14 protein-coding genes and 1 pseudogene are annotated in these 22,127 nt (G+C 68.4%); 6 read left to right on the top strand and 9 right to left on the bottom strand.

The window, feature by feature from the left end; genetic code table 11:
* Positions 1-3: 3 nt before the first annotated feature.
* The 4 genes from OG259_RS26265 to OG259_RS26250 form a co-directional block, all read right to left on the bottom strand.
* Positions 4-3,237: a helicase-related protein gene (locus OG259_RS26265; protein WP_328944493.1), complete on the bottom strand. Its 3,234-nt coding sequence runs from the start codon at positions 3,235-3,237 to the stop codon at positions 4-6.
* Positions 3,234-5,168 carry a UvrD-helicase domain-containing protein gene (locus OG259_RS26260; protein ID WP_328944492.1) on the bottom strand — a complete coding sequence of 645 codons (1,935 nt, stop codon included), beginning with the start codon at positions 5,166-5,168 and terminating at the stop codon, positions 3,234-3,236. The genes OG259_RS26265 and OG259_RS26260 overlap by 4 nt, the downstream gene beginning before the upstream one ends.
* Positions 5,165-9,961, bottom strand: a complete 4,797-nt coding sequence (locus OG259_RS26255) for a DEAD/DEAH box helicase (protein WP_328944491.1) — start codon at positions 9,959-9,961, stop codon at positions 5,165-5,167. Before OG259_RS26255 ends, OG259_RS26260 begins: the two co-directional genes overlap by 4 nt.
* A gap of 87 nt (positions 9,962-10,048) precedes the next feature.
* Positions 10,049-10,393, bottom strand: a complete 345-nt coding sequence (locus OG259_RS26250; protein WP_328944490.1) for a hypothetical protein — start codon at positions 10,391-10,393, stop codon at positions 10,049-10,051.
* A 344-nt stretch (positions 10,394-10,737) separates the two neighbouring features.
* Between OG259_RS26250 and OG259_RS26245 the strand changes: the two genes are divergently transcribed.
* From OG259_RS26245 to OG259_RS26230, 4 genes and pseudogenes are all read left to right on the top strand, one after another.
* Positions 10,738-12,825, top strand: a complete 2,088-nt coding sequence (locus OG259_RS26245) for a helix-turn-helix transcriptional regulator (protein WP_328944489.1) — start codon at positions 10,738-10,740, stop codon at positions 12,823-12,825.
* The gene (locus tag OG259_RS26240) at positions 12,822-13,799 is read left to right on the top strand and encodes a hypothetical protein (protein ID WP_328944488.1); all 978 of its coding nucleotides are present in this window, start codon (positions 12,822-12,824) and stop codon (positions 13,797-13,799) included. The genes OG259_RS26245 and OG259_RS26240 overlap by 4 nt, the downstream gene beginning before the upstream one ends.
* Before the next feature lie 29 nt (positions 13,800-13,828).
* On the top strand, positions 13,829-14,710 hold the full coding sequence (locus OG259_RS26235) for a DUF6339 family protein (RefSeq protein ID WP_328944487.1): 882 nt from the start codon (positions 13,829-13,831) through the stop codon (positions 14,708-14,710).
* Between the two features lie 48 nt (positions 14,711-14,758).
* A pseudogene (locus OG259_RS26230) lies at positions 14,759-15,232 on the top strand (hypothetical protein); the annotation flags it as partial.
* A gap of 375 nt (positions 15,233-15,607) precedes the next feature.
* Here OG259_RS26230 and OG259_RS26220 read toward each other — a convergent pair.
* Complete coding sequence (locus OG259_RS26220; protein ID WP_328944486.1) at positions 15,608-16,336, bottom strand: aspartate/glutamate racemase family protein; 729 nt, start codon at positions 16,334-16,336, stop codon at positions 15,608-15,610.
* A 326-nt stretch (positions 16,337-16,662) separates the two neighbouring features.
* Between OG259_RS26220 and OG259_RS26215 the strand changes: the two genes are divergently transcribed.
* Positions 16,663-17,631, top strand: coding sequence for a hypothetical protein (locus tag OG259_RS26215; RefSeq protein WP_328944485.1), 969 nt, complete (start codon positions 16,663-16,665; stop codon positions 17,629-17,631).
* 38 nt (positions 17,632-17,669) lie between these two features.
* On the top strand, positions 17,670-17,969 hold the full coding sequence (locus OG259_RS26210; protein ID WP_328944484.1) for a hypothetical protein: 300 nt from the start codon (positions 17,670-17,672) through the stop codon (positions 17,967-17,969).
* Between the two features lie 56 nt (positions 17,970-18,025).
* Here the strand turns inward: OG259_RS26210 and OG259_RS26205 are convergent, their stop codons facing one another.
* The 4 genes from OG259_RS26205 to OG259_RS26190 form a co-directional block, all read right to left on the bottom strand.
* Positions 18,026-19,294 carry a DUF445 domain-containing protein gene (locus OG259_RS26205; RefSeq protein ID WP_328944483.1) on the bottom strand — a complete coding sequence of 423 codons (1,269 nt, stop codon included), beginning with the start codon at positions 19,292-19,294 and terminating at the stop codon, positions 18,026-18,028.
* Between the two features lie 11 nt (positions 19,295-19,305).
* Entirely contained in the window at positions 19,306-20,325 is a 1,020-nt protein-coding gene (locus tag OG259_RS26200) for an ABC transporter ATP-binding protein (RefSeq protein ID WP_328944482.1), read from the bottom strand.
* 14 nt (positions 20,326-20,339) lie between these two features.
* Complete coding sequence (locus tag OG259_RS26195; RefSeq protein ID WP_328944481.1) at positions 20,340-21,116, bottom strand: ABC transporter permease; 777 nt, start codon at positions 21,114-21,116, stop codon at positions 20,340-20,342.
* A gap of 178 nt (positions 21,117-21,294) precedes the next feature.
* Positions 21,295-22,095: an ABC transporter permease gene (locus tag OG259_RS26190; protein ID WP_328947178.1), complete on the bottom strand. Its 801-nt coding sequence runs from the start codon at positions 22,093-22,095 to the stop codon at positions 21,295-21,297.
* Positions 22,096-22,127 lie beyond the last annotated feature (32 nt).

The raw sequence follows: 22,127 nt of genomic DNA, 5'->3' as shown, positions 1-22,127 counted from the left end.
GATTCAGCGCTCCTCGAAGAAGGTGGACGAAGCATCCACGTCACGCAGACTCCACAGTGTCGGCAGGCCTGCGTCGTCCGTCTCGTCGTCGTAGCCGCCCAGCAAGGCAGGGACCCGGCTCGTTCGCCTGGCTTCGTAGACGAGATTCGGTCGCACCTCGGCCTCCTCACGCCACCACGCGACGAAGTCGTCGAAGGCCCGAGCAGTGGCATCGGACTCCGATCGCTCCACCGCACCGACCCGATTCAGCAAAATCGGCCGGACCTTCGCCTTCAGATCATCGACGAAGTCCTCGATGCGTCCGGCGGCGTCGTTGGGGCGGGCGGCCGGCAGCAGCAGTCTGGCCAATGCCACGACTACGGCGTGCAGGCCCCTGTCACGGGCACGCACCGAGAACGGGGTGACGCTGGTGGACTCCACCTCCCGGTACAGGGCCGAATGAAAGTGCTGGAAGTCCTCGTAGTGGGATCGGTCACGGGAGCGACTGGAGTTGAGCATGACGGCGATCAGTCCCGGGTGTCTGCGACCGACGCGGCTCGTCGCCTGGATGTACTCGGCGGTCGTCTGCGGCTGGCCCATGACCGCCATCAGTCCGAGTCGGTCCACGTCAACGCCCACGGAGATCATGTTGGTGGCGAGGAGGACATCCAGGACGTCCGACATCGGGAGGTGCCGTTCGACCTCCTTGAGCCGCCTGGAGATGTCGCTGGCGTTGGCGCGACTGCTCAGCTCTGTGAGGCCGTCCACGGAGCGGGACTTGGTCCCGTCGCGGGTGGCGAGGTGCTCGAGACGGTCCTGCACGTCATCGAGGACCTGGAGTTCTGCCGAGGACAGCAGACGCAGGCTGTTGAAGTACCCGACCAGCGTCCAATACGCGTCCTTCACCTCCGGCGGGGCCTCGCTGGTCATCGTACGGTGGAGCAGAGCCGCGTACACACGGATCAGGAGCGTGGACTGACTGGTGCTCGACGTCAACAGGCCGACATAGCGACGTGCGGCCTTCCGCTCCCGAGGGGTCTCTACGGCGAACCACGAGTCGCGCGAGTCGAGCCCTGCCGGTGGGAACTGGTGAACCGTACGGGCGAAGAGCCGGGTGCCCTGTTCGTCCGCGCGACGGATGGTTGCGGTGGAGGCGATGACCTTCGGGCGCTTGGCGAGGGCGTCCACAGCTGTCTCGTAGAGGCCCGTCAGCGTGCCGAGTGGGCCGGAGATCAGGTGGAGCTCGTCCTGGACGATCAGTTCCGGGGGGCGGGTGCCGTCGTTCCGGTCACGGTTGAAGAGGGCCGCCGTCGCCGGCCGCCACGGCATGGAAGCGAACTTGTCGACGGTGGCGATGACCAGTGTGGGGCGGGCCCGGTAGACGGCCTCGTCGATGAGATGGACAGGAAGACCCGTGTGGAAGTCGCATGAGTCCGCCGGGCAGCGGATCACCATCCGCTCGGCCTCCTCGTCGACGGAGTAGTCGTCCGGCGACAGGGACTCGCCACACCAGGGGCAATTGCGCAGCTGGACAGGGTTCTCCGTCTGCATCGGCTTCAGCGGGTTCGCACGGAGTTCGCCCAGCTTCTGCGCGGCGACAGCCAGGGTGTTCGGTGTCGCCGATCGGCCCACCCACATCCCGATGGAGATCTCCTCGCGACCAAGGGCTGCCGCGTCGGCTGCCCGTAGCCTTTCCATGGCACAGATCAGCGCCGCCGCACGCTCGAACTGCTGCAGGGTCAGCAGTCGCAGGGTGTAACGCATGAGCACGGTCACCCCTGCGCCGTCCTGCTTGTCGCGCAGGCGGCGGAGGAAGGTCGTGAACGCGATCAACCCGAGGTACGCCTCGGTCTTGCCGCCACCAGTGGGAAACCAGAGCAGATCCGCCACGTCACGGTCCTGGTGACCGGGTTCGACGATCCCACGAAGGCACAGCAGGACGAAGGAGACCTGGAACGGTCGCCACTTGCCGACCCGCACATCGGGGGTGCCCTGCCTGCCACTCTTGACCCAGGACGTACGGGCACGCTGGTCGGCCATCGCGACGTTGGCGAGCTGGAAAGCCCGCAGAATCTCCGGACGATCGCGGTCCGCGAGAAGATCGACTCCGTCGCGCATGCGCTCGAGTGCCCGGCGACAGAGCTTCACCTGTTCTCGGGCTACCGATTCGTGTTCCGTGCCCACCAACAGGGACGTCTGCTCCGCCTGGGTCTCGATCCATTCCTCGTAGTCGGTCAGCAGCCGCCGCAGTGCAGTCACCACGTTCTCGGCCGATTCGGTGCCCAGCCTGTACATGGTCAAGGCACGATCATCGATGCGCGGATTGGAGTCCGTCAGAAGCACCTCGTGAGACGGTACGAACTCTGTACGCACGGCGGCGACGGCCGGACGACGCGAACGGACACCGCCGATGGGGGGAGGCGTCCAGTCCCAACGAGCGGCACAGCCGTGCCCTGTCGCGAAGCTCGGCGCGTGTCGGTGCAACAACCGGCTGAGCGCCTGCTCCAGGTCGACCGATTCGAAGGCCGTGGGACGTACGACGAACACCTCGCTGCCACCGTCCTCGGCGGTGACCTCCAGCTCCGGCTGGTAGAAGCAGTGTGCGTCGCGAAGGTCGAACTTGCCGACTTCGAGGCTGTTGACGACCGTGGCCGTCACGGACACCGGTCCACCCGAGGCGTCCGCCGGACGGACCAGCACCCGCAGCTCCAGCCCCGGCTTGTGAAGGATGATGGGCTCGCGCAGTCCCGGAGTCGACACATCCACGACCTCGGGTTCCAGGTGCAGGGCTACGCGGCGCCAACGTTCGCGCTGGGCCCGGGTACTGCGTGCCTCGGTTCGCTTCGCCGCGACCGGATTTCCGTCCGCGTCTTCCGGAAGGTAGACGGCGGCCCGGACCGTGAAGCGGATCCGGGAGGAGACCGTGGGATCGACCGCGAAGGTCAGTCCGATCGACGACGGCATTCGGACATGGGCAAGGGAGACTCCCAGGTCGTGGGCCTCCTCCTCTCGGTTTCCGCGGGACGGTTCCGACAGAGAGTCCAGACCGTCGCGCGCCGACTCCAACTCGCCCGGTTCGGACCGCACGTCCTGCGTCTTCGAGCGCGGGAACAGCACACCCATGGGGTACATGGTGATCGGCGCGTCATCCTCAAGGACCTCGTCCTCACCACCCACGGGTCCCAGCAGGTCTCCCCGCAGGGATTCCAGCAGCGAGTCGCACACCTCGTAATGCGCCTGGTGAACGGACTCCGTCATGCTGCGTCCCCTTTGGTTCCGTCGGACTCGGGTGTTTCGTCGTCGTACCAGTGGAATCGACCCATTCCGCACAGGCGGGGTGCCAGCCAGACACCGTGGGATCCGAGGCCAGCCCGTTCCGTCGCCGCGGGGCTGCCCGCCACGCTCTCCACGCCGTCGACGCGCAGCCCCGAGATCCGGGGCGGCCATCGGTCCACCTCGGTGTGAGCCGTGCGTCGCAGCATGCGGTGCAGATCCGTACGGAATCGCTCCGACACGACCGCCACCAGCCGGCCCCCGACCGTCACCGCGTAGGGCGGGGACTGGTCGGCCCCGGCGGGAATGCCATGCAGCAGGACCAATTCCGCCGGCATACCGGGCTCGACGGCGTCGCGGAGGTGCTCCAACAGTTCCGCGGGGTTCGCGCCGAGGTCCTCCACACCGGGTGGATGCTCGTGGGACACGTCCTGGGCGAGCAGCTCGATGCCGTTGCGGGCCCAAGTGCTGCGCCCTCCGAGGTACCAGCGATCGAGGCGCTTGTCCTTGCGTACGAGCCACGAGTTGGGCGGATCGAGCAGGTAGAGATCGTCCCGGGCTCTGGTCATGGCCACGTAGAGGAGCCGGGCCTCGGCCGCTGGGTCGTAGTCGTACCGCTTCTTCTCAACCCGTCCCGGCTCCTTCAGTACCCGGGGTTCGACGATCAGGACCCGGTCGAACTCCAGGCCCTTCGCTCGGTGCACGGTGGAGACAACCAACGACGAGGACTGTGCCGCCGTGAGCTCGTCCGGCAGTCTCCCTTCGGCGACCGCCCGATGAAGGGCCGAGACATCGACCGTGCCGCGTGCACCTCGGGCGACCTTGCGGATCGAGCGCCACAGGGCATCCGGGGTGCTGTCCACCGGCACCGCGAGACCCGTCAGCAGCTCGAGAAAGCGCTCGTGGCGCAGCATCGAGGCATCGGTCGCGGCCAACAGGCCCGCGATCCACTCCGGTGCCGAGCGCTCGCGCGCGGATCGTTGCAGGCTGTGCGGGACGTCGGCGTCGGCCAGCATTCCGGAGATGGTCAACGCCTGACCGTTGTCCCGACACAGTATGGCGGTGGTGTCCGGGTAGTCACGAAGGGCGGCCCGTACGTACTCGTCCTCCAGACTGCCGAAGTTCGGCGCCTCCAGCAGGAGCGCGCGCAGATCGCCGTGGATGCGCTCCGCCTCCCTCGCAGCCTCGGCCGGATCGCGGGGTACCCGCTGCAACTGGGCACCGAACGGCAACGCCACCCGAGCCTCTTCCGTGCGCGCGCGGAAGTTGTCCCCCAGGTGCAGCTCGATCAGGTCCTCGCCGAACGTGGCCCGGATCCAGTCCAGAAAGCGGTCCGTTTCCTCGGCACGCAGGCCCGGGTCCGAGACCTGAAAGCCGTACACGGCCTGGGCAGAGTCACCCACGACGGTGAAACCGCTGTTCTCCTGAAAGCGGTCGAGCAGCGACTCGACCATTTCCCGTCGGACGCCTACGAGGTCCTGGACCTCGTCGATCACCACATGGGCGGGCACGCCCTGCTCACCGACCTCGACGGCACCGCGATCGATGGCCTCGGTGGCCGACACGATCCGCTCATCGAAGGTGTACGCCCGCCAATCGGTGTCGGGGTAGCCACGTGCCAGCAGCGCCGATGCCCAGGCGTCGAACGTCTGGGCACGCACTCGCTGCGCCGCGGAGGCATGGCGCTCTATCCGCTCGGTCAGCTCGCGCACAGCGGCCCGGGAGAAGCTGAGCACTAGGATCTCCCCGGCCTCCAGTTCCTCCCGCTCGACCAGCGCGTCGAGCCGCCGCACGAGCGTGTGAGTCTTGCCCGCGCCCGCGCCGGCCGTGACCAGCACGCGGGCGTCCCAGGGCTGGTCGACGACGGCCTGCTGCTCGGCGGTGAGACGGTGTTCCGCCAGAGCCGACGATGTCATCGGTTCTCGTTCCACAGGTACTCGAACTCGGTGAAGGCCAGGTCCTCGCCGAAGTTGGTGATGTTGTCGCGCACGTTGAGGATCAGGCAGATCGGCTTGCCACCGTTCTTCGGCCCGCGCAGGCCACGACCGATCATCTGCTGGTACACGTTCGGGCTGTACGTCGGCCGGGCGACGACGACGACGCGAGTGGCCGGCGCGTCGAAGCCCTGGGTGAGCACGCCGTAGTTCGTGAGCACCTGGATACGCCCCTTTCGGAAGTCGTCGATCCGCTTGCGCCGCTCGGCCGTGGGGGTGGCCGAGTCGATCGCGGCGGCCTTGATGTCCCGGTCACCGAGCTTCGCGGCCAGGAACTTGGCGTGTGCGACCGAAGTGGCGAACACCAGGACGGGCCAGTCGGCGGGCATGCTGGCGATCTCGTCGACGATGCGCTGATTGCGATCGTGGTCGTCCGCGAGCCGCTGCTCAGCACCCTTCGGCAGCGTGGCGAACCGCTCCGAGCGCTTGAGCTCGTCCGCCGTCAGAGAGATCTCTCCACCATGCAGCTCCCGGTGCTTGACCTGCGCCAGCACACCGATGTCCTGAAGCTGCCGGATCGCGTCGGCGAGGTCGCCGTCGAACACACCGGTGTCGAGTCGGTTTCCGAAACGCTGCACAAGCAATCGGGTCAGCTCGGTGTTATTGCGGTACGGGGTCGCGGTGAGCCCGACCAGGTGCCGGCTCGTCCTGTGGTGGGTCAGGTCGAGGTGTGCGAGCAGTTCGGTGTAGCGCGGGGACATCGCGGTGTGCGCCTCGTCCACGATGACCAGGGAGGCCGTGTCCCTCAGCCACGCGTAGTCGTCCGTGCCCAGGCAGTGTTCGAGCTTGGCGTCGGTGGCGACGACGAGATGCGGCCGACCGTCGACGGGCGTCGCCTCGTTGGTCGTCCACAACCGGTTGATGACGAGGGGAAGTTCGGGGCCCACCTTGGACCAGACGAACTTCCAGCTCTGTACCGCCTGCTCGCACAGCTCCTCGGTCTGGGCGATCCAGAGAACGGGCCCGGGCAGGTCGGCCCGGTCACGCATCCAACGGATCACACCTTCCGCCGTCACTCGGGTCTTACCACTGCCGGTGGGAAGACTGAGCATGCCGCGCTGCGGCATCGGGTTCGCCAACAGTCCGAGCAGAGCCTGCGCCAGCTGCTCCTGGTACGGGTGCAGAGCGGGGAACTCTGATGGGCCATCGACCTCCAACCGGGGGTCGAGCGCGGGCACTCGCGACCCCGCGAAGGAGTCCGGGAACCCCAGGTCGGTGACAAACCTGAGCGCCTTGTCGCTTCCGGTGAAGGAACTCGGAGCACGCGTCGGGAACTCAAGGGCGAGATCCCGCGTGTGCACACGCAGGATCGACTCGCCATGGGCGTTGAACGCCATCTCCGCGACCCGCCGTGTGCCGGGCTCAGCCCCGTGCTCGTTCAGCTCGCTCTCCATGAGCCCCGGCGGAAGCTCGCCGCGCAGCGCCTCCTCGCCGATCAGCAGTGCGATCTTGTCGATGACGCTCTCGCTCTCTCGCACCGCACGCAGCCGGGCCTGGAGCTCCTTGTCCTGCGCCTGTCGATCCTGAAGAGCGAGTGCCTGCTCGCAGCTCTTGGGACCGAAGCCCCACTTGAACTCGTCGTCGGCGGCACGGAGCACCTGCAGGCGGTCCAGGGACTCCAGCACATAGAGCGTCTGCCCCTTACGTGCCGACTTGAGCGGATTGGGCTTCACCCCCATGGGGGTGCGCACGATCTGCTCGAGCTCCGAGCATCGCTGGATCTTGAGGCTGCTTCCGGCATTCCCGATGCGCGTACGAACCGTGGTGAACTCGTCAAAGAGCGGCACCGCCGGGCCGGCCTTGACGTGGCGGATCTCCTTGGCGATCACGTCCGAGACCTTGAGCATGCCCCATTCGTCGACCATGGCCTTGGCGCTCGCGGCGTCCGTCTTGTCGGCGACCAGCAGGGCGGGCAGCCCTTCGCGGACGAGCTCGTTGAAGTCGGTCGTGTTGGTCGCCACGGCAATGTCCGAGTCGGGACGCTCCTCCCACACGTGTCCCATCCGACAGCGAGTGGCGACGCCTTCGGGGAACTCGAACCCGACGCGCAACAGCAGCGCGTAGGCGCGCCCGATGAAGGCGTCGTCCTCGCTCTCCAGGACCCGGTCGAGCAGCTTGCCCCAGCGGGCGCTGGGCACTTCCTCCGGCGTCGTCGGCATCTTCAGCTTCTTGGCGACCTCCGGATCGATCTCCGCGACGGGGAGGATCGCCCCGTACTCCTTGAGCTGCGGGCCGACGGCCTCGGCGACCTTGACGAGGCCGACGGACGTCCTGACCAGGCCGTACTTGGAGATCATCCAGCGCAGCGGGGAGACGGTCGCCTGACGGGACGCGGCACTCGTGCCGTACTGCCTGTTCCAGTTCTGCACGACGCCCGGCTCGGGAAGAGCGGCGATGAAGGACGCTCGGCCTTCATCCGAAAGCTTGGGGAGGAGATGCAGGGGCCCCGCGGTCGACGCACCCTCCACGGTCAGCCGGGAGATGCTCGGCCGCGGAGAGCTCGACGGCAGGGACCGCAGATGGCTCGCGTGGACAGCTTCCCTGTACTCCTCGAACCACCATTCGTCGCCCGGCCGGTGACCGGGCGACGGGCGGTCACCGAGACCGAGTTCACGGAAGACCGGACGGTCTCCCTCGTGGAAGCCGAGGTCGACCGCTATCGACGCGTCACGGCTGCCGTCGCCGGGCACAACCGGTCCGGGCAGCAGGCAGTCGCGCATCGGTCGGTACCGCCCGTCGACAGTGCGCACACGAAGGATCTCCGAGTACTTCGGCACCTTCGACCGGATGCGGTCGACCTGGACGTTGCCGCCGGCGCTGCGCAGCAGGAGCCAGAAGTTGGACCACGCCTCGTTGTCGTAGTGGGCGAACCCCTGGTCCAGCACGCCTTCGAAACGGCCCTGCGCGTCGGCGACGCGGATGCCGATGTTGTGCAGGTGCCGCGCCATTTCAGGGCGCTCGGAGATGCGCGTGTCGACGTAGTCCATGTCGTCACGCAGGGAGTCTGCCGCGGTCCGGTGGAAGATCTCACCTGCGACGGGGGCCATCATCCCGTTCTTCTCGGTCAGCACGATCTTGGCCAGGCGGGCCTCGGCCGTGAGCTCCGAGTCACCCCTCAAGCGGCTGGCAGCCCCATCCTTGATCACCATCGAGGAGAGGATCTCGATGGCGTGACAGGACGCTTCGGGGGTGCCGTCGGCAACCAGGGCCTCCAGCCAGTCCTTGACGCTCTCGGGCTTCTTCCCGGCGGCGTCGAGGATGTGGTTCACCTTGCCCCGGCGTACAGGACCCTCCGCATAGTCGACCGAGGGATGGAGCCACCCCGCCGGACGCCCCTCATACTCCGACCAGATGCGCAGCCATTCCTTCTCGAGCTGCGGGGGCGTGATGAAGAGTTCCTTGGGGCGCTGCAGCCTGCCGTCCTGGTCCGGTAGGGAGGGCTGCTCGGCCGCGATGGCCCACACCTGTCGCAGGAAGTAGTCGTCCGCCCAGTTCAGCTTCTCCTTCGTACGGCCGGGAAGCAGCGGAAGGTAGGCGGCGGGGTCCTCGGCGGGCACGAGGTCGGGAAGGGTGTCGACGACCAGTCGGGCCGCTACGCGCAGCAGTTCCAGGTTGAACGGGGTACCGTCGAGCAGGTGCTGACGGTCCTCATTCGTCTTCCAAGGGGCGTTGAGGATGCCACTGAGCGACACCTCGTACTTGGTGGGGAAGAACGCCCAGAAGGCACCCTTGCCGACAGGGACCGTGTACAGGCCGTTCCGGACGGTGTATTCGGGCACGGCCCACGAGATGTCGAGTTCCGGTCGGTTGTGCAACTCACCGGCGCTGGCCTCGACCTCGGACGTCGGGGCATGCGCGACGGAGAAGACCTTCCACTCCTCGACGGTCTGCTTCTCGCCTCGTGTCGCCTCCCTCAGGGTGCGGTAGACGCCGTTGGGCTTGACCGAGATCTCACGGCGGACCGGCGGCATCTTCCGAGCGTCATGGAGGTGAAGCTCGCCGACGTGCGAGGAGAAGAGCTGGAAGTGCGACGGGAAGGCCTCCGTCTCCCGCCCGTCGCGGGCCCTGTGGCCGTTGATGTCGCGCGCGAGCCGGTCCGCGGCGCCGGGCAGCAGCGGCAGTCGGACCACGGTCGTCGCCCACTGCAGGAGTCGGTCCAGATCGGCGTCGTCGGCACGCTCCTGCTCGACGTCGAGGGGACGGGCCATGCGCAGCACAGGGGTGTCCATATCGACCTCGCCCTCTGCTCCGATGGCGTGGGCGATCTCGCCGGCGGACCAGTCACGGTCGAAGCCGAAGCTGCCGCTGCTGCTGAAGAACTGCGGGGTGTCACTCACCGAGAGCACTGACTTGACGCCGACACCGAAGCGGCCGATCTGACCACCGCGCTTACGGGAGACACTCATGCGCAGGATGGTCTCGGCACCTTCGGGCGTGACCGGCGAGCCCTCGTTGGCGCAGTACAGATAGCGGTCCGTGAGGACGACGTGCAGCTTGCCGCCAGGCGCGGCAGCGATCTCGTCGGCTGCGTTCTGGACGAGCTCGAAGAGCTGACGCTCGCCGTAACCGCCCTGGGTGATACGGCGCTCGCCGTTCGCGTGTTCCTGCACTAGCCCCGGATCGACCTTGTACGTCTGCAGCACGACCGAGGACTGGCGCAGCACGGTGGCGATCACGGCGGAGTGGGCAGGGTCGGCGAACTGCCGGTCAGTCATGGAGTACCTGTCTTGAGGAGATCCGGTTCGATGACGTGTGGGGGGACGGGGGCCGGCGTGTGCCGACCCCCAGAGTGGCTGTGTGGGTCAGCCCCTCTTGATCACGATGGTGATGGTGACGACGAGACCGCCGTCGGTGCTCGCCCTGGCGAACGTCCGCCGGAGCGCATGCGTGCCGGGACGGATTCCGCGCCGGGGGGCGGAGGGGCGGCGGGAGGAGCGGATGCGACGTCGGTTCGCGCGCTCCTTGTCCAGCGCCATCGGTGCGGTGGTCCGGACCGGCCGGTCCGCCGCACGCCGCATGGGTTCGAGGTCCCGGATGCGGATACGGATGCCCTGGGAGTCGGCGTAGGCGCGCCGGAACGCGCCACGGAACTCCTGGGGCAGGGCGTCGTACCGCCTGATGAACTGGGTGTCTTCTCGTACGGGCATGCGTTCCCCCTCGACGTGATTGAAATGCCGCATAGCGCAAGGTTTGGTGCACGTACCTGACTCAGGGCATGGCTCCGCCATCGAGAGGATCTCCGCCCCTAATCCCGCTCCACTGGGGCGAGTTGAAAAAGACACTACTTGTGGATCATGGTCACGTCCAGACCTACGACCGCAGTCGCCGCCACGGGGCGATTCATCCAGGGAAGTCCGTTTGGAAAACTTCAACCTCCTCGCTGGCGCATCAACCTCGGGTCGCGTCAAATTTTGTTTGACAGGATCGTGAGCGTCAAACGCCCGCTGGTAGTCTTGTGTTCGACCAACGGGACCGTACGGAATGAGGGGCGATGGACGACAGCGAGGAGTTCGGCACCTGGCTCGGACGCCAGCTTCGACGGAGCGCTCTGACCCAGGCCGAGTTCGCCGAGCAGCTCGGCCTGACACGTGCGGCCGTGTCCGCCTGGGTGACCGGTAGAGCGCGCCCTCGTGCCGAACTGATGCCCAGAATCGCGGAGATGCTCGGCACCGACGTCGCCACCGTGGTGATCAGGCACACCGACGCCGGTTCCGGCCAGCCGATCGGCTGGCACCACCGCCTCGCACACCGTGACGGCGGACGCGAGTACGGCAACGCCGCTGCCTTCGCCTTCGACGCGGGCCTCGCCGTGCTCGCCCGGGAGACGGTGCAGAACTCGCTGGACGAGCGGCTGGACCACACCAGCCCCGTCCGGGTGCGCTTCACCTTGCACGAGTTGACCGGCGAGACCCTCCACACGTTCCTCACCGCACTCAAGTGGAACGAGCTGGAATCCCACTACGCGGCGGCGGCGCTGTCCCGGCAGAAGGTCGGCCGTGTCCTGGACGAGGGTCTGCGTGCAATGCGCGAGGAGTCGTCGCTGCTGCTCCTTCGCGTGGACGACTACAACGCGGCCGGGCTCACCGGTCCCGAGTACGGTGACGGCCGATTCGCCGCGGTGGTCCGCCGGCAGCTCGACAGCCACAAGCGGAACGACCGTGCAGGCGGATCGTTCGGGTTGGGCAAGGCCACCCTGTGGGCGACGAGTCGGCTCGGCCTGGTGCTGATGAACAGCACCCTGTCGGAGAGCCACGAAGGCCGCACCGCACGCCGTGTCGTCGGACGGCTCGACCTCCCTTGGCGGGAGGTCGAGGGCGTCGCATATGCCGGACCGGCGTGGCTCGGGGAACCGGACACGGAGAAGGAGCACGAGAGCGTCTCCCGATCGTGGTGGGCCACCGAGCAGGAGACCGCGGACCTGAGGCTGGACCGCGACAGCGACGACCCCGGAACGTCCTTTCTTGTCGTCGGCGCTCACGACGCCTCCGGCGTCGGCAACACGCTGGAGGAGATGCAGGAGGCGTTGATCGCCGCCATCGCCGACAACTTCTGGGCCGCCATGACTTCGGGCCGCTCGACCCCAGCGATGCTGGAGGCCTCCGTCCGCGCCCTCCGCAATGACGAGACCGTCGTCCCCGAGCGCCGGGTCGACCCGCACGAGCGCCACCCCGCACTCGCCCGTGCCTTCCGGGCCTATCTCGACGGCGAAACCGTCGCCGAGCTCACCACTCCGGACCAGGTCGCCGCGGCCGACGTGCGCCTCGACGTGCCTCCACTCAGGTCCGAGGGGCGCAGGGCCGTACCCCGTACCCACCGAGCGGTCCTCCTGGTCACGCCCGCCACGGACACGGACCAGGAACACAGCCGCATCGTCTGCATGCGCGGCACCCGCATGACCATCACGACTCGCCGCCCACGGGGTCTGGGCCTGGGCGTCGACCCGTTCCAGGCCGTTCTGCTCGCCGGCTTCGCCACAGGTGACAGCGGTGAGGAGGCCCACGCCGCCGAAGCCTTCCTCCGTGCCGCCGAGCCGCCGGAACACGACCGATGGGGCACTACGGAGGAGCTCTCCGCCCTCTACCCCAACGCGCCACGAAGGCTTACCGAGTTCAACGCCGGCATGGATGCCGCGCTCCGCGGAGTCGTGGGACGCCGGACCACCCAGGAGGACGGCACCGGACCCGAGGTGCTCCGCAACCTGCTGCGACTCGACCTTCCGGTCGGGGGAACAGGGCGACGCGGCCAGGGACACCCGGTCGTCGAGCGGGTGAACGGGCGGGTCGGCGCCGACGGGGCGTGGACTCTGGACGTGACCTTGACTGTCCCGCAGCGCGAAGACCCCTGGCACCTCGTTCCCGTCGTCAAGTTCGACGTGCGATCCGGCGGGCGGCCCGCCCTCGAGTGGGCCGAACTGACGGCCAAGGAGAACTGCACCGTCGTCGACGACAAGCTCGTCGTGTCACCCGACGTGCGCACGGTTCGATTCGGCGGGATCACCTCCGTCGCCAGCCATCCCGTGGCCGCCACGATGGCCGGCCTGGTCGTGGACATTCAGCAGGCTCGGGAGGCCACCGCATGAGCACCGTCTACCCCTACCCCACGCTCATCGGAAAGATCGACGTCGCCGTCCGGCAGGCGGGCATCGACGGGAAACCCCTGCACCTGTCCCTCATCTCCCAGCAGGACCGCGTCGTCGCGTTCCACCAAGTGGAACGCGACGACTGGGTGGAGGGCTTCCTGGAGATCGAAGTCTCCGCCCCCACCGACGAATTGGCCGATGGCCCCTGGGCCGGAGTCGTGTGCGTCGCCGTTCTGACGGAGGGCGCGACGAACACCCGCGTGGTCACGCGACTCCAACGAGGTCGGAACGACAAGCGCTGGCACGGCGAGGTGCGCATCCGGCGCTCCGAGCACCTGGCCCGAGCCGTTCTCAACGTCAGCTTCGTGGGTAGCCACGGGGGCGTCGACGGCCGAATCATCGGTGTCTGTGACACACCCTGGGTCGTGGACTTCCTGGCACGGACGACGACGCGCCAGAGCGAGATGGAGATAGTGGAGGCGGACTTCCGCGACGGCCCACAGGAATGGCTTCGTCCGTTCAAGGACGCACCGTGGTTGATCGACGCCACCGGTGACATGCCCACCGTGCTGCTGAACACCTCCTTCGAAGGCCTCACCGGGCTGCTCAAGGGCGCTCGGGGACCGCTCGAGAAGGCCACAGCGGGGCTCGTGGCCGCCCAGATCGCCACTGAGGCCTGGTCGACGATGTTCCACTCCGCGCTGGGTGAACTCGAACAGAACGAGGACGGAACGCCGCAGCTACCGGGCGGATGGAGGGAATCCGTCCTCCGCCTGATGCTTCCGGACGTTCTCCCCGGACTTCCGATCGCGGACGCGCTGGCCGAGGCCTGCAGCCGTCGCAAGGAGGGCCACGGCTGGGCGGAACTCCAGCCCCGAATCCAGTTCGCCGCATCGCGACGGGCTCAGATCCCCAAGAACCTCACGTCCGCGACCCGATCCGTCTCACGTGCCCAGGAAGGGGCGACCCGATGACGCGGTCCGAAGGAAACGCCCCCGAGAGGATGGCGGCGCTGAGCTCCTCAGCCACTTCCACCTTTCTGACCAACGGCGTGCGCGCAGGACAGGAACGCCTGCCACACGTTGCCGTGCTGCGCGCGAGCACGCCGATCCTGGACGGCTCAGCCCGCTGGAACACAGCTCCGATACGAGAACTCCTCGACGAGGCGATGTACCGCTTCGCCGGTTCGCGTGCCGCCGCGGACGCGTGGTTGGCACCCCGGTTGCATGCCACGCTACGCATGACGCGCTCCGAGGCCGCGCGCCCCGACCCGTGGAACTTCCTCGCCATGGCCGTCGCACCGGACTACGTCCTGTGGCGACACCTCGCGTCGGGCGAGTCGACGGACGAGACGACGAAGAAGGTCAGCACCGCACGGTTCTCGGGGCCCCACTACACCCAGGCCTTCGCCCGGTTGTGGTGGGCCGCCGAAATGTTCCGCGACGGGCACGACTACCGCCCTGTCGAGATCGCGTGCGGCAGCCAGGACATGATCAACACGACCCTGCGGCTGGACATCATCGACCACAAGGCCACCGCCCTGGCGATGGTCCGGGTTCTGACGGTACTGGCCGACTCGGGGGCCACCCGCCTGGGTGACCGGGTCAACGCGTTGTGCACAGCGGTGAACTCCGCGGCAAGCACGCTGATGTACGACGTGATAGCACCGTTCGACGCTCCCGACCACGACGCCTTGGTCCAATGGATCGAAGAGGCCGACTCCGCTCCCGCCGTTCCATGGGACCGCCTGCCCGACGGACCCGACGACGGGACCACGAGCCGGTCTTCGCTGGACCGTCTCGCGATGATGTTCGAAAAGTTCAGCTCCGAGGCCCCTCTACGAGACCGCGGCACGGGCACCGGGCGCGGGGGCGAGCCCACATAGGACTGGGGGTCCGCCCTATGCCTTTGGTCACGGGAAACGGGGGGTGCGTTGGGTCGGCGAGCCGGGCAGCATGGCGGGGCGGCCGACGTGAGTTCCTTCTTTGACCTGGACTTGATCGGATCGTTGCCGGACACGCGTGTCCCGAATGCCTCGGTGGAGGACTGGCAGGCGTTCCTCGATCTTGTCGCGGAGAAGGGCTGGAAGTGCCAGTACTCCGAGGGAGGGACGGTGCTTCCGGTGCCCCGGGCGGATGCCGAGTGCCCGGACCTGCGGGTCTGGCCGGCTGCCGACGTGTTGGCGATCTTCCGTTTCCATGCCGACGATGAGGTCGACTTCGACGTCGACCTGCGGGAGTTGCAGGGCCAGGATCGACTTGATGTGTTCTGCGGCTTCCTTCGGGAGATCGGGCGGCGGCTGGGCAAGCCCGTGCTGATGGACCCGGAAAGCGACTACGGCCATCCGGTGCTCGGCTTCGACGTCGAGGTCGATCGAGTCGCCCTCCTCGCAGACCCGCAGATCAGGCGACTGAGGCCGACGGCTACGGTTCGCAGAAGGTCCCGTCACGGAGCATTGCGAACAGGACGTCGGCCCTGCGTCTGGCGAGGCAGAGCAGGGCCTGGGTGTAGTGCTTGCCCTGGGCGATCTTCTTGCAAGGGTGGGCGCAGCCCATCACGAAGCGACGCCGGAGGCGCCCTTGACGCGGTGGTGGAGGCCGCCACACTCGGGAAGAGGGCCGCCGCACCCGAGGTAGACCTGTCCCGCAACCCGAGCAGCCGCCGTTTGCGCTCGCGGCGTCGGCACCTCGCCGGACGAGGTGCCCCGTCCCTAGCCGGGCTCACCGGCGGGTGTGCCCTCAGGAAGCTCCGCCAAGCTGCAGTCTGCGGGGCCAGTCGGCTGTCAGTGGGATGCGAGTTTGGTCGGGCCTTCGTTCTGGGTGTCGGGCAGCGCTGCGTTCACTGCAGCCTCGGCGTGGAGGCGTGTCGTGGGGAAGAGCGGGACGGGGCTGTCCTCTGAGCCGATGAGGAGCTCGATTTCGGTGCAGCCCAGGATGATGCCTTCCGCGCCACCGGCGACCAGGTCCCTGATGACCTGCTGGTAGGCGTCGCGTGACTCTTCCCGCACGATGCCCAGGCAGAGTTCCTCGTAGATCACGCGGTGGACGAGCTCGCGCCCTTCAGCGTCCGGGACGCGTACATCCAGTCCGCCGGCTTCCAGGCGGCCTCGGTAGAAGTCCTGCTCCATGGTGAACGCAGTGCCCAGCAGGCCGACTCGGCGCACGCCCGACGCCCGTACGGCCTCTGCGGTGACGTCGGCCAGGTGCAGCAAGGGGATGGAGACCGCCGCCTCGACCTGGTCGGCGACCTTGTGCATGGTGTTGGTGCAGATCAGCACCATGTCTGCGCCGGCTGCTTCAAGAGCCTGAGCCGCCGCAGCGAGGATCTCGCCTGCCTTCGTCCAACTGCCCTGGACCTGCAGCTCCTCGATCTCCGCGAAGTCCACCGAGTAGAGCACGCACCGCGCCGAATGGAGTCCACCGAGGCGGTCACGCGTCAACTCGTTCAGCAACCGGTAGTACTCGGCTGTCGACTCCCAACTCATCCCACCGATCAGCCCGATCGTCTTCATCGCCACGCCCCTCACATCGACTCCGAGACTCAGAGACTCCGAGCGGCATCGCATTTCGCCACCGGATGCTTCTGCATAAGGAGTTGAGGATGACAGGCCGTCGCACATAAGCCTCGCTTGGAGTCAGTGGAGCCTCCACCCACCCTGGTGATCGTTCACCGAAAGGCCACTGAAGCACGCACCCGAAGGTCACCCACACGAGCGGTCTTCACTCACCGTGCCCGTCCGGACGCATCGAGTGCGTTACGGTCACGCAAAACGGCCCCCGTCGATGGTTCGCACCCATCGGCGAGGGCCTGAACCACTAGTGGAATCAGGACTCCACCGTGATCTACCGGCACTTTAACGCGCCCTCCCGTGCCTTCACCCAGTTCTCGCACGAGCTCATCCGGCATCCTCGGCTCAGTTCCGACGCCGTTCGGCTTCTGACCTGGCAGCTCTCCCTTCCCCAGGGCGCGCGCGAGTCGCTCTCCGCTACCGCCGAACGTGCCCGGATCGGGGGATGCGCGTTCACCCGGGCCAAGCGGCAGCTCAAGGAGGAAGGGTTCGTGCACGAGCGGCGAATCCAGGGGCCCGGGGGACGCTGGGTGACCCAACAGCTCGTCTCCAGCACCCCGTTGACTTCCGACCAGGCCGCCAAACTCCTCGCACGGACACCTGACCTCACCTGCACCGACCCCGTATCCCCGCAGGTCGCACCGAGTCCCCGGAAACCGGCCGCCGGTCGGCCGACCACCCCGTCGACCGACGGTCATCCAGACAAAGACCTGAAGGAAGACACCTCCAACCTTCCGGCCGCCGCCGAGACCGCCGACGAGACCGAGACCGCCGTCGCCACACCCACCAGCCCCCACCTCGAAGACGCCCGCGCCCTCATCGGTGTCCTTCCCCTCCTCTCCCCCGCCCTCCGCCACATCCCGCCCGGCATGCGCGGCGAACTCAGCCGCCTCGCCGCCCGCTGGCTCGACGCCGGACACACCTCCGCCGACGTCCACCAACACATCCTTCGCGGCCTGCCCGGCACCGGGACGCCCGTACACCGACCCGGTGGGCTCGTCCGCTACCTCCTCCGTGACGTACCGCCCCGCATCCTGCCGACCCCGCCCGCACCGGCCCCCACCCGCACCCGGCTCTCCGTCCGACTCGAAGGCGCACGCGAGTGCACCGGCAGCCACATCCAGCCCATGCTGTTCCGGCCCCTCGCCGACGAGACTCTGTGCGCCGAATGCGCCACGTCCACCGCGAACGAGCCGATGTCGGTGCCCGGCGGGGAGCACGTCCACGCCCCCTCGTAGGCTCGAAGGACGACCCGTCGAACCGAAAGGCCCCCGCCATGCCCCGCATCCCCACCCCCGTCATCGCCGCCGCCGGGCTCGTCGGTGGTTACGCCGTTGCGCGTTGGACCAAGAAGCGGCCCCTCGGTGGGGTCGTGCTCGCCGGCGCCGGGGCCGTTGCCGCTCGGGAGTGGCAGCAGGTGGGTGGGGTCAAGGCCTCCGTGGGGCTGAGCACCGCCTACGTCGCCGCGTTCGCCGGGTCCCACCCGCTCGCCAAGAAGATCGGCGCCTGGCCCGCCGTGTTCTCCGTCGCCGGGGGCATGGCCGCCGCCTCCTGGGCCGTCACCCGCGGGAAGTAGGGCCCCCGGCACGCCGGCCCCTGGCGCGCCCGCCCCCGGCCCCTCCGGCCCGTCCCTCAGCCTCCCGCCGCGTGGCTGATCGTGTAGATCAGCAGCCCCGCCAGTGCTCCCACCACCGTGCCGTTGATGCGGATGAACTGGAGGTCTCGGCCGATGTTCGCCTCGATCTTCTTCGAGGTCTGGGTGGCGTCCCAGCCTGCGACCGTGTCCGTGATCAGGGACGTGATCTCCGTGCGGTACGTCGTGACGACGTAGGCCGCCGCGTCTTCCGCCCAGCCCTCGACCTTCGACTGGAGGCGGGCGTCGGTCGACAGGCGCTTGCCCAGGGAGATCAGGGAGGCGCGGGCGCGGAGGCGGAGTTGGCTGCGGTCGTCCTCGGCCGCCGCGATGATCAGGTTGCGGACCGAGGACCAGGCGGAGGCGATGATGTCCTGGACCTCGGGGCGGGCCAGGAGGTCCGACTTGAGGCGTTCGATGCGGGCGCGGGTGTCCGTGTCCGCCTGGAGGTCGGCCGCGAAGTCGGTTAGGAAGCGGTCGATCGCGCCGCGCGCCGGGTGGCCCGGCATGTCCCGCATCTCCGTCACGAAGCGGAGGAGCTCCTTGTAGACCCGTTCGCCGATGCGCTTGTCCACGAAGCGAGGGGTCCAGCCCGGCGCGCCGCCCTGCACCGCGTCCATCACCGACTCGCCGTGGGTGACCAGCCAGTCGTGGGCGCGGGTGCAGACCAGGTCGACCGCCCGGTGGTGGGCCCCGTCGGCGACGATCTTCTCCAGGGTCTTGCCGAGGCCCGGCGCGATCTCCGCCGCCTCGGCCCGCCGGGTGATCGCCTCCCCCACGACCGCCTGCACGTCGGAGTCGCGGAGGACGGTGAGCGCGCCCCGTAGCGCCGTGGAGAGTTCCGCCGTCACCCGGTCCGCGTGCGCCGGGTCCGCCAGCCACCCGCCCAGGCGGCTGCCGATGCCCAGGGCCGCCAGTCTGCCCCGTACGACGTCCGCCGAGAGGAAGTTCTCGCCTACGAACTGGCCCAGCGACGCACCCAGCTGGTCCTTCTTCGTCGGGATGATCGCGGTGTGCGGGATCGGCAGGCCGAGCGGGCGCCGGAACAGGGCCGTCACCGCGAACCAGTCCGCCAGCGCGCCGACCATGCCCGCCTCCGCCGCCGCCGCGACATAGCCCGTCCACGGCCCCCAGCCCGCGTTCCGCGCCCAGGTCGCCAGGGCGTAGACCACGGCCACGGCGAGCAGCAGCGCCGTCGCCAGCGCCTTCATGCGGCGGACGCCTCTGCTCTTCTCCTCGTCCGCCGCCGTGTACGAAAAACTCACCATGTCCCGACCTCCTACCTCAGGGACTCCCGGCGGTCCTCCCGAGTTCCCCCGTACATCTTCGCGATCACCGTCTCGATGTCGGGTTCCCGCACCGACAGGTCGATCAGGGGATACGCCCCGGCCACCGCCGCCACCAGCGGAGCCGCCGACGCCGTGGCCGGGAAGGCCAGCCACTGGCGGGGGCCTTCCGACCGTACGAAGCGGGCGCCCGCGACGTCGATCGGCGGCAGCTCCCGCTCCAGGTCCACCACCAGGAGCCGTTCGCTCTCGCCGACCGCGTGCAGGCCGGCCAGCTCCCCGTCGTACATCAGGCGTCCGTGGTCGATCACCATCACCCGCGAGCAGAGCTGTTCGATGTCCGTGAGGTCGTGGGTGGTCAGGAGGACGGTTGTGCCCCGTGTGGTGTTGAGGTCGCGCAGGAACTCCCTCACCCTCGCCTTCGACACCACGTCCAGGCCGATCGTCGGCTCGTCGAGGTACAGCACCTCCGGGTCGTGCAGCAGCGCCGCCGCGATGTCCCCGCGCATCCGCTGGCCCAGCGACAGCTGCCGTACCGGCACGTCGAGCAGCTTCCCCAGTTCCAGGAGCTCCACACAGCGGTCCAGGTTCTCCCGGAAGCGGGCGTCGGGGATCCGGTACATCCGGTGCATCAGCCGGTACGAGTCCTTCAGCGGCAGGTCCCACCAGAGCGTCGTCCGCTGGCCGAAGACCACCCCTATCCGTTGCGCCAGACGGGTGCGCTCGCGATTGGGGCCTCCCCTGCTCGAGCGAAGCCGAGAGCTTGGGGAAGGGTCGATGCCGGCGACCCGCAGCCGGCCGCCGGTGGGGGTGAGGATGCCGGTGAGCATCTTGATCGTCGTCGACTTCCCCGCGCCGTTCGGGCCGATGTAGCCGACCATCTCCCCGCGCCCGACGGTGAAGCTGATGCCGTCGACCGCCCGGACCTCTCGCTTCTCGCGGCGGAGGAGGCCCGCTCTCCGGCGGACCGTGAAGACCTTCTCCAGTTTCTCCAGCTCGATGAACGGTTCCATGGCCGCCTCCGCCCTCAACTTCCCGTCGATCGGTACGAGCGGATTCCGGCCCGCCACGCCAGCCCCGCCACCCCACAGCACACCGCCGCCACCAGCGGCGACGCGAACGCCGCCCACTCCGGCACCCCCTCCGGAGCCGGCCTGCCCAGTACGTACAGCGCGGGCAGCCAGTTCACGAACGCCAGCGGTACGACGTACACGACACCCCGCACCAGGTCCTGCGCGAAGATCGTCGGCGGGTACCCGAGGAGCGTGTTCCCGCCGTACGTGAACGAGCTCGTCACCTCCGCCGCGTCCTGCATCCAGAACAGCGCCGACGCCCCGAGCACCATCACCGCCGCGAAGATCACCGCCCCGCAGACCACCGTCACCGGCAGCAGCAGCACCTTCACCGGCGTCCACTCCACATCCAGCAGGACCAGGCCCCAGATCAGGACGAAGAGGCCCTGGAGGACCCGGCCGAACCGCCGGAGCGCGAACTTGTCCGCCGCCACCTGCGCGAGCAGCGGCGCCGGGCGCATCAGGAAGGTGTCCAGCGAGCCGTCCCTGACCCGCTTCCCCATCCGCTGCAGCGATCCCATCGTCAGATCCGCGATCCCGAACGCCGTCCCCGCGGTCCCGTACAGGAGCGCGACCTCCGCGAACGCGAAGCCGCCCAGGCCCTCCACCTGACCGAACATCAGGAGGATGACGACGAAGTCGAAGAAGGTGACGCAGAAGCTGGTGACCAGCGTGAGCGCGAAGGACGCGCGGTACGTCATCGTGGATCGGATCCACATGCCCGCGACCATGCGGTACGTCCGCCAGGAGTCGCCCAGGATGTTGGATCCAATCCTGAATCCTGAATTGGATCCAGGGTTCAATCCCGGGTTGGATCCAGGATCCAATCCGGGGTTGGATCCCGGGTTGGATCCAACCTCGGACCCGCCCCCCGATCCCCCCTCGGATCCCACGCTGGTGCGCGTCACCTCAGCCACCCTGCACCACCACCTTCCGCGTCGCCGCCGCCTGCACCGCCCGTCCCGCGCCGAACAGCACCAGTGCCCAGCAGCACTGGAAGGCGTACGCCCCCGCAAGGCCCCAGCCCTCGTACTTCCCCAGGTACACATCGGCCGGCACCTGGAGCAGTGACGCCCACGGCAGCACCCGCGCGACCTCGCCGAGTGCGCCCGGGAAGACGTTCAGCGGGAGCAGCATCCCCGAGAAGAACAGGCCGCCCAGCCAGGCCACCTGGACCGCTCCCTGACCGTCCATCAGCCAGAACGCGCTCATCGCCACCACGTACCAGATCGCGAAACTGACCGTGGAGCCCAGCGCCACGGCCACCAGGAAGGCGAGCCAGGAGCCCGGCCCGGCCGGCAGCGTGAAACGGAAGGCCAGCCAGCCGACCGCCATCGGGACGACTCCCCTGCCGAGCAACTGGAAGGCGGCCCGGCCCAGGTTGGCCGAGAACCACCAGGCCTGGAGGTCGGCGGGGCGGTACAGGTCGACCGCGATGTCCCCGGTCCTGATCCGCTCGATCAGCTCGTCCTCGAAGCCGCCGCCCATCATCCCGCAGACCGTGATCAGCGCCTGCCCGATCCATACGTAGGCGAGCGCGTCGTCCATGGAGTAGCCGCCGAGCTGCGGCCTCTCGTCCCAGAGGGCGATGTACGTGTACGACAGGATGAAGCCGAAGACGGTGTTCGTGAACACACCCGCCGCCGTCGCCACCCGATAGGTGGCATGACGCCGGAAGCCGCCCGCGGCCACCGTCGCGTACAGCCGCAGCATGCCGCTCCTTCCCCGTACGCACAGTCCGC

Origin of the sequence: Streptomyces sp. NBC_00250 (assembly GCF_036192275.1) — a bacterium.
Taxonomy (GTDB): Bacteria; Actinomycetota; Actinomycetes; order Streptomycetales; family Streptomycetaceae; genus Streptomyces.
Note: the sequence above shows the minus strand (reverse complement) of the source record. Positions and strands in the feature narration are given on the sequence as shown.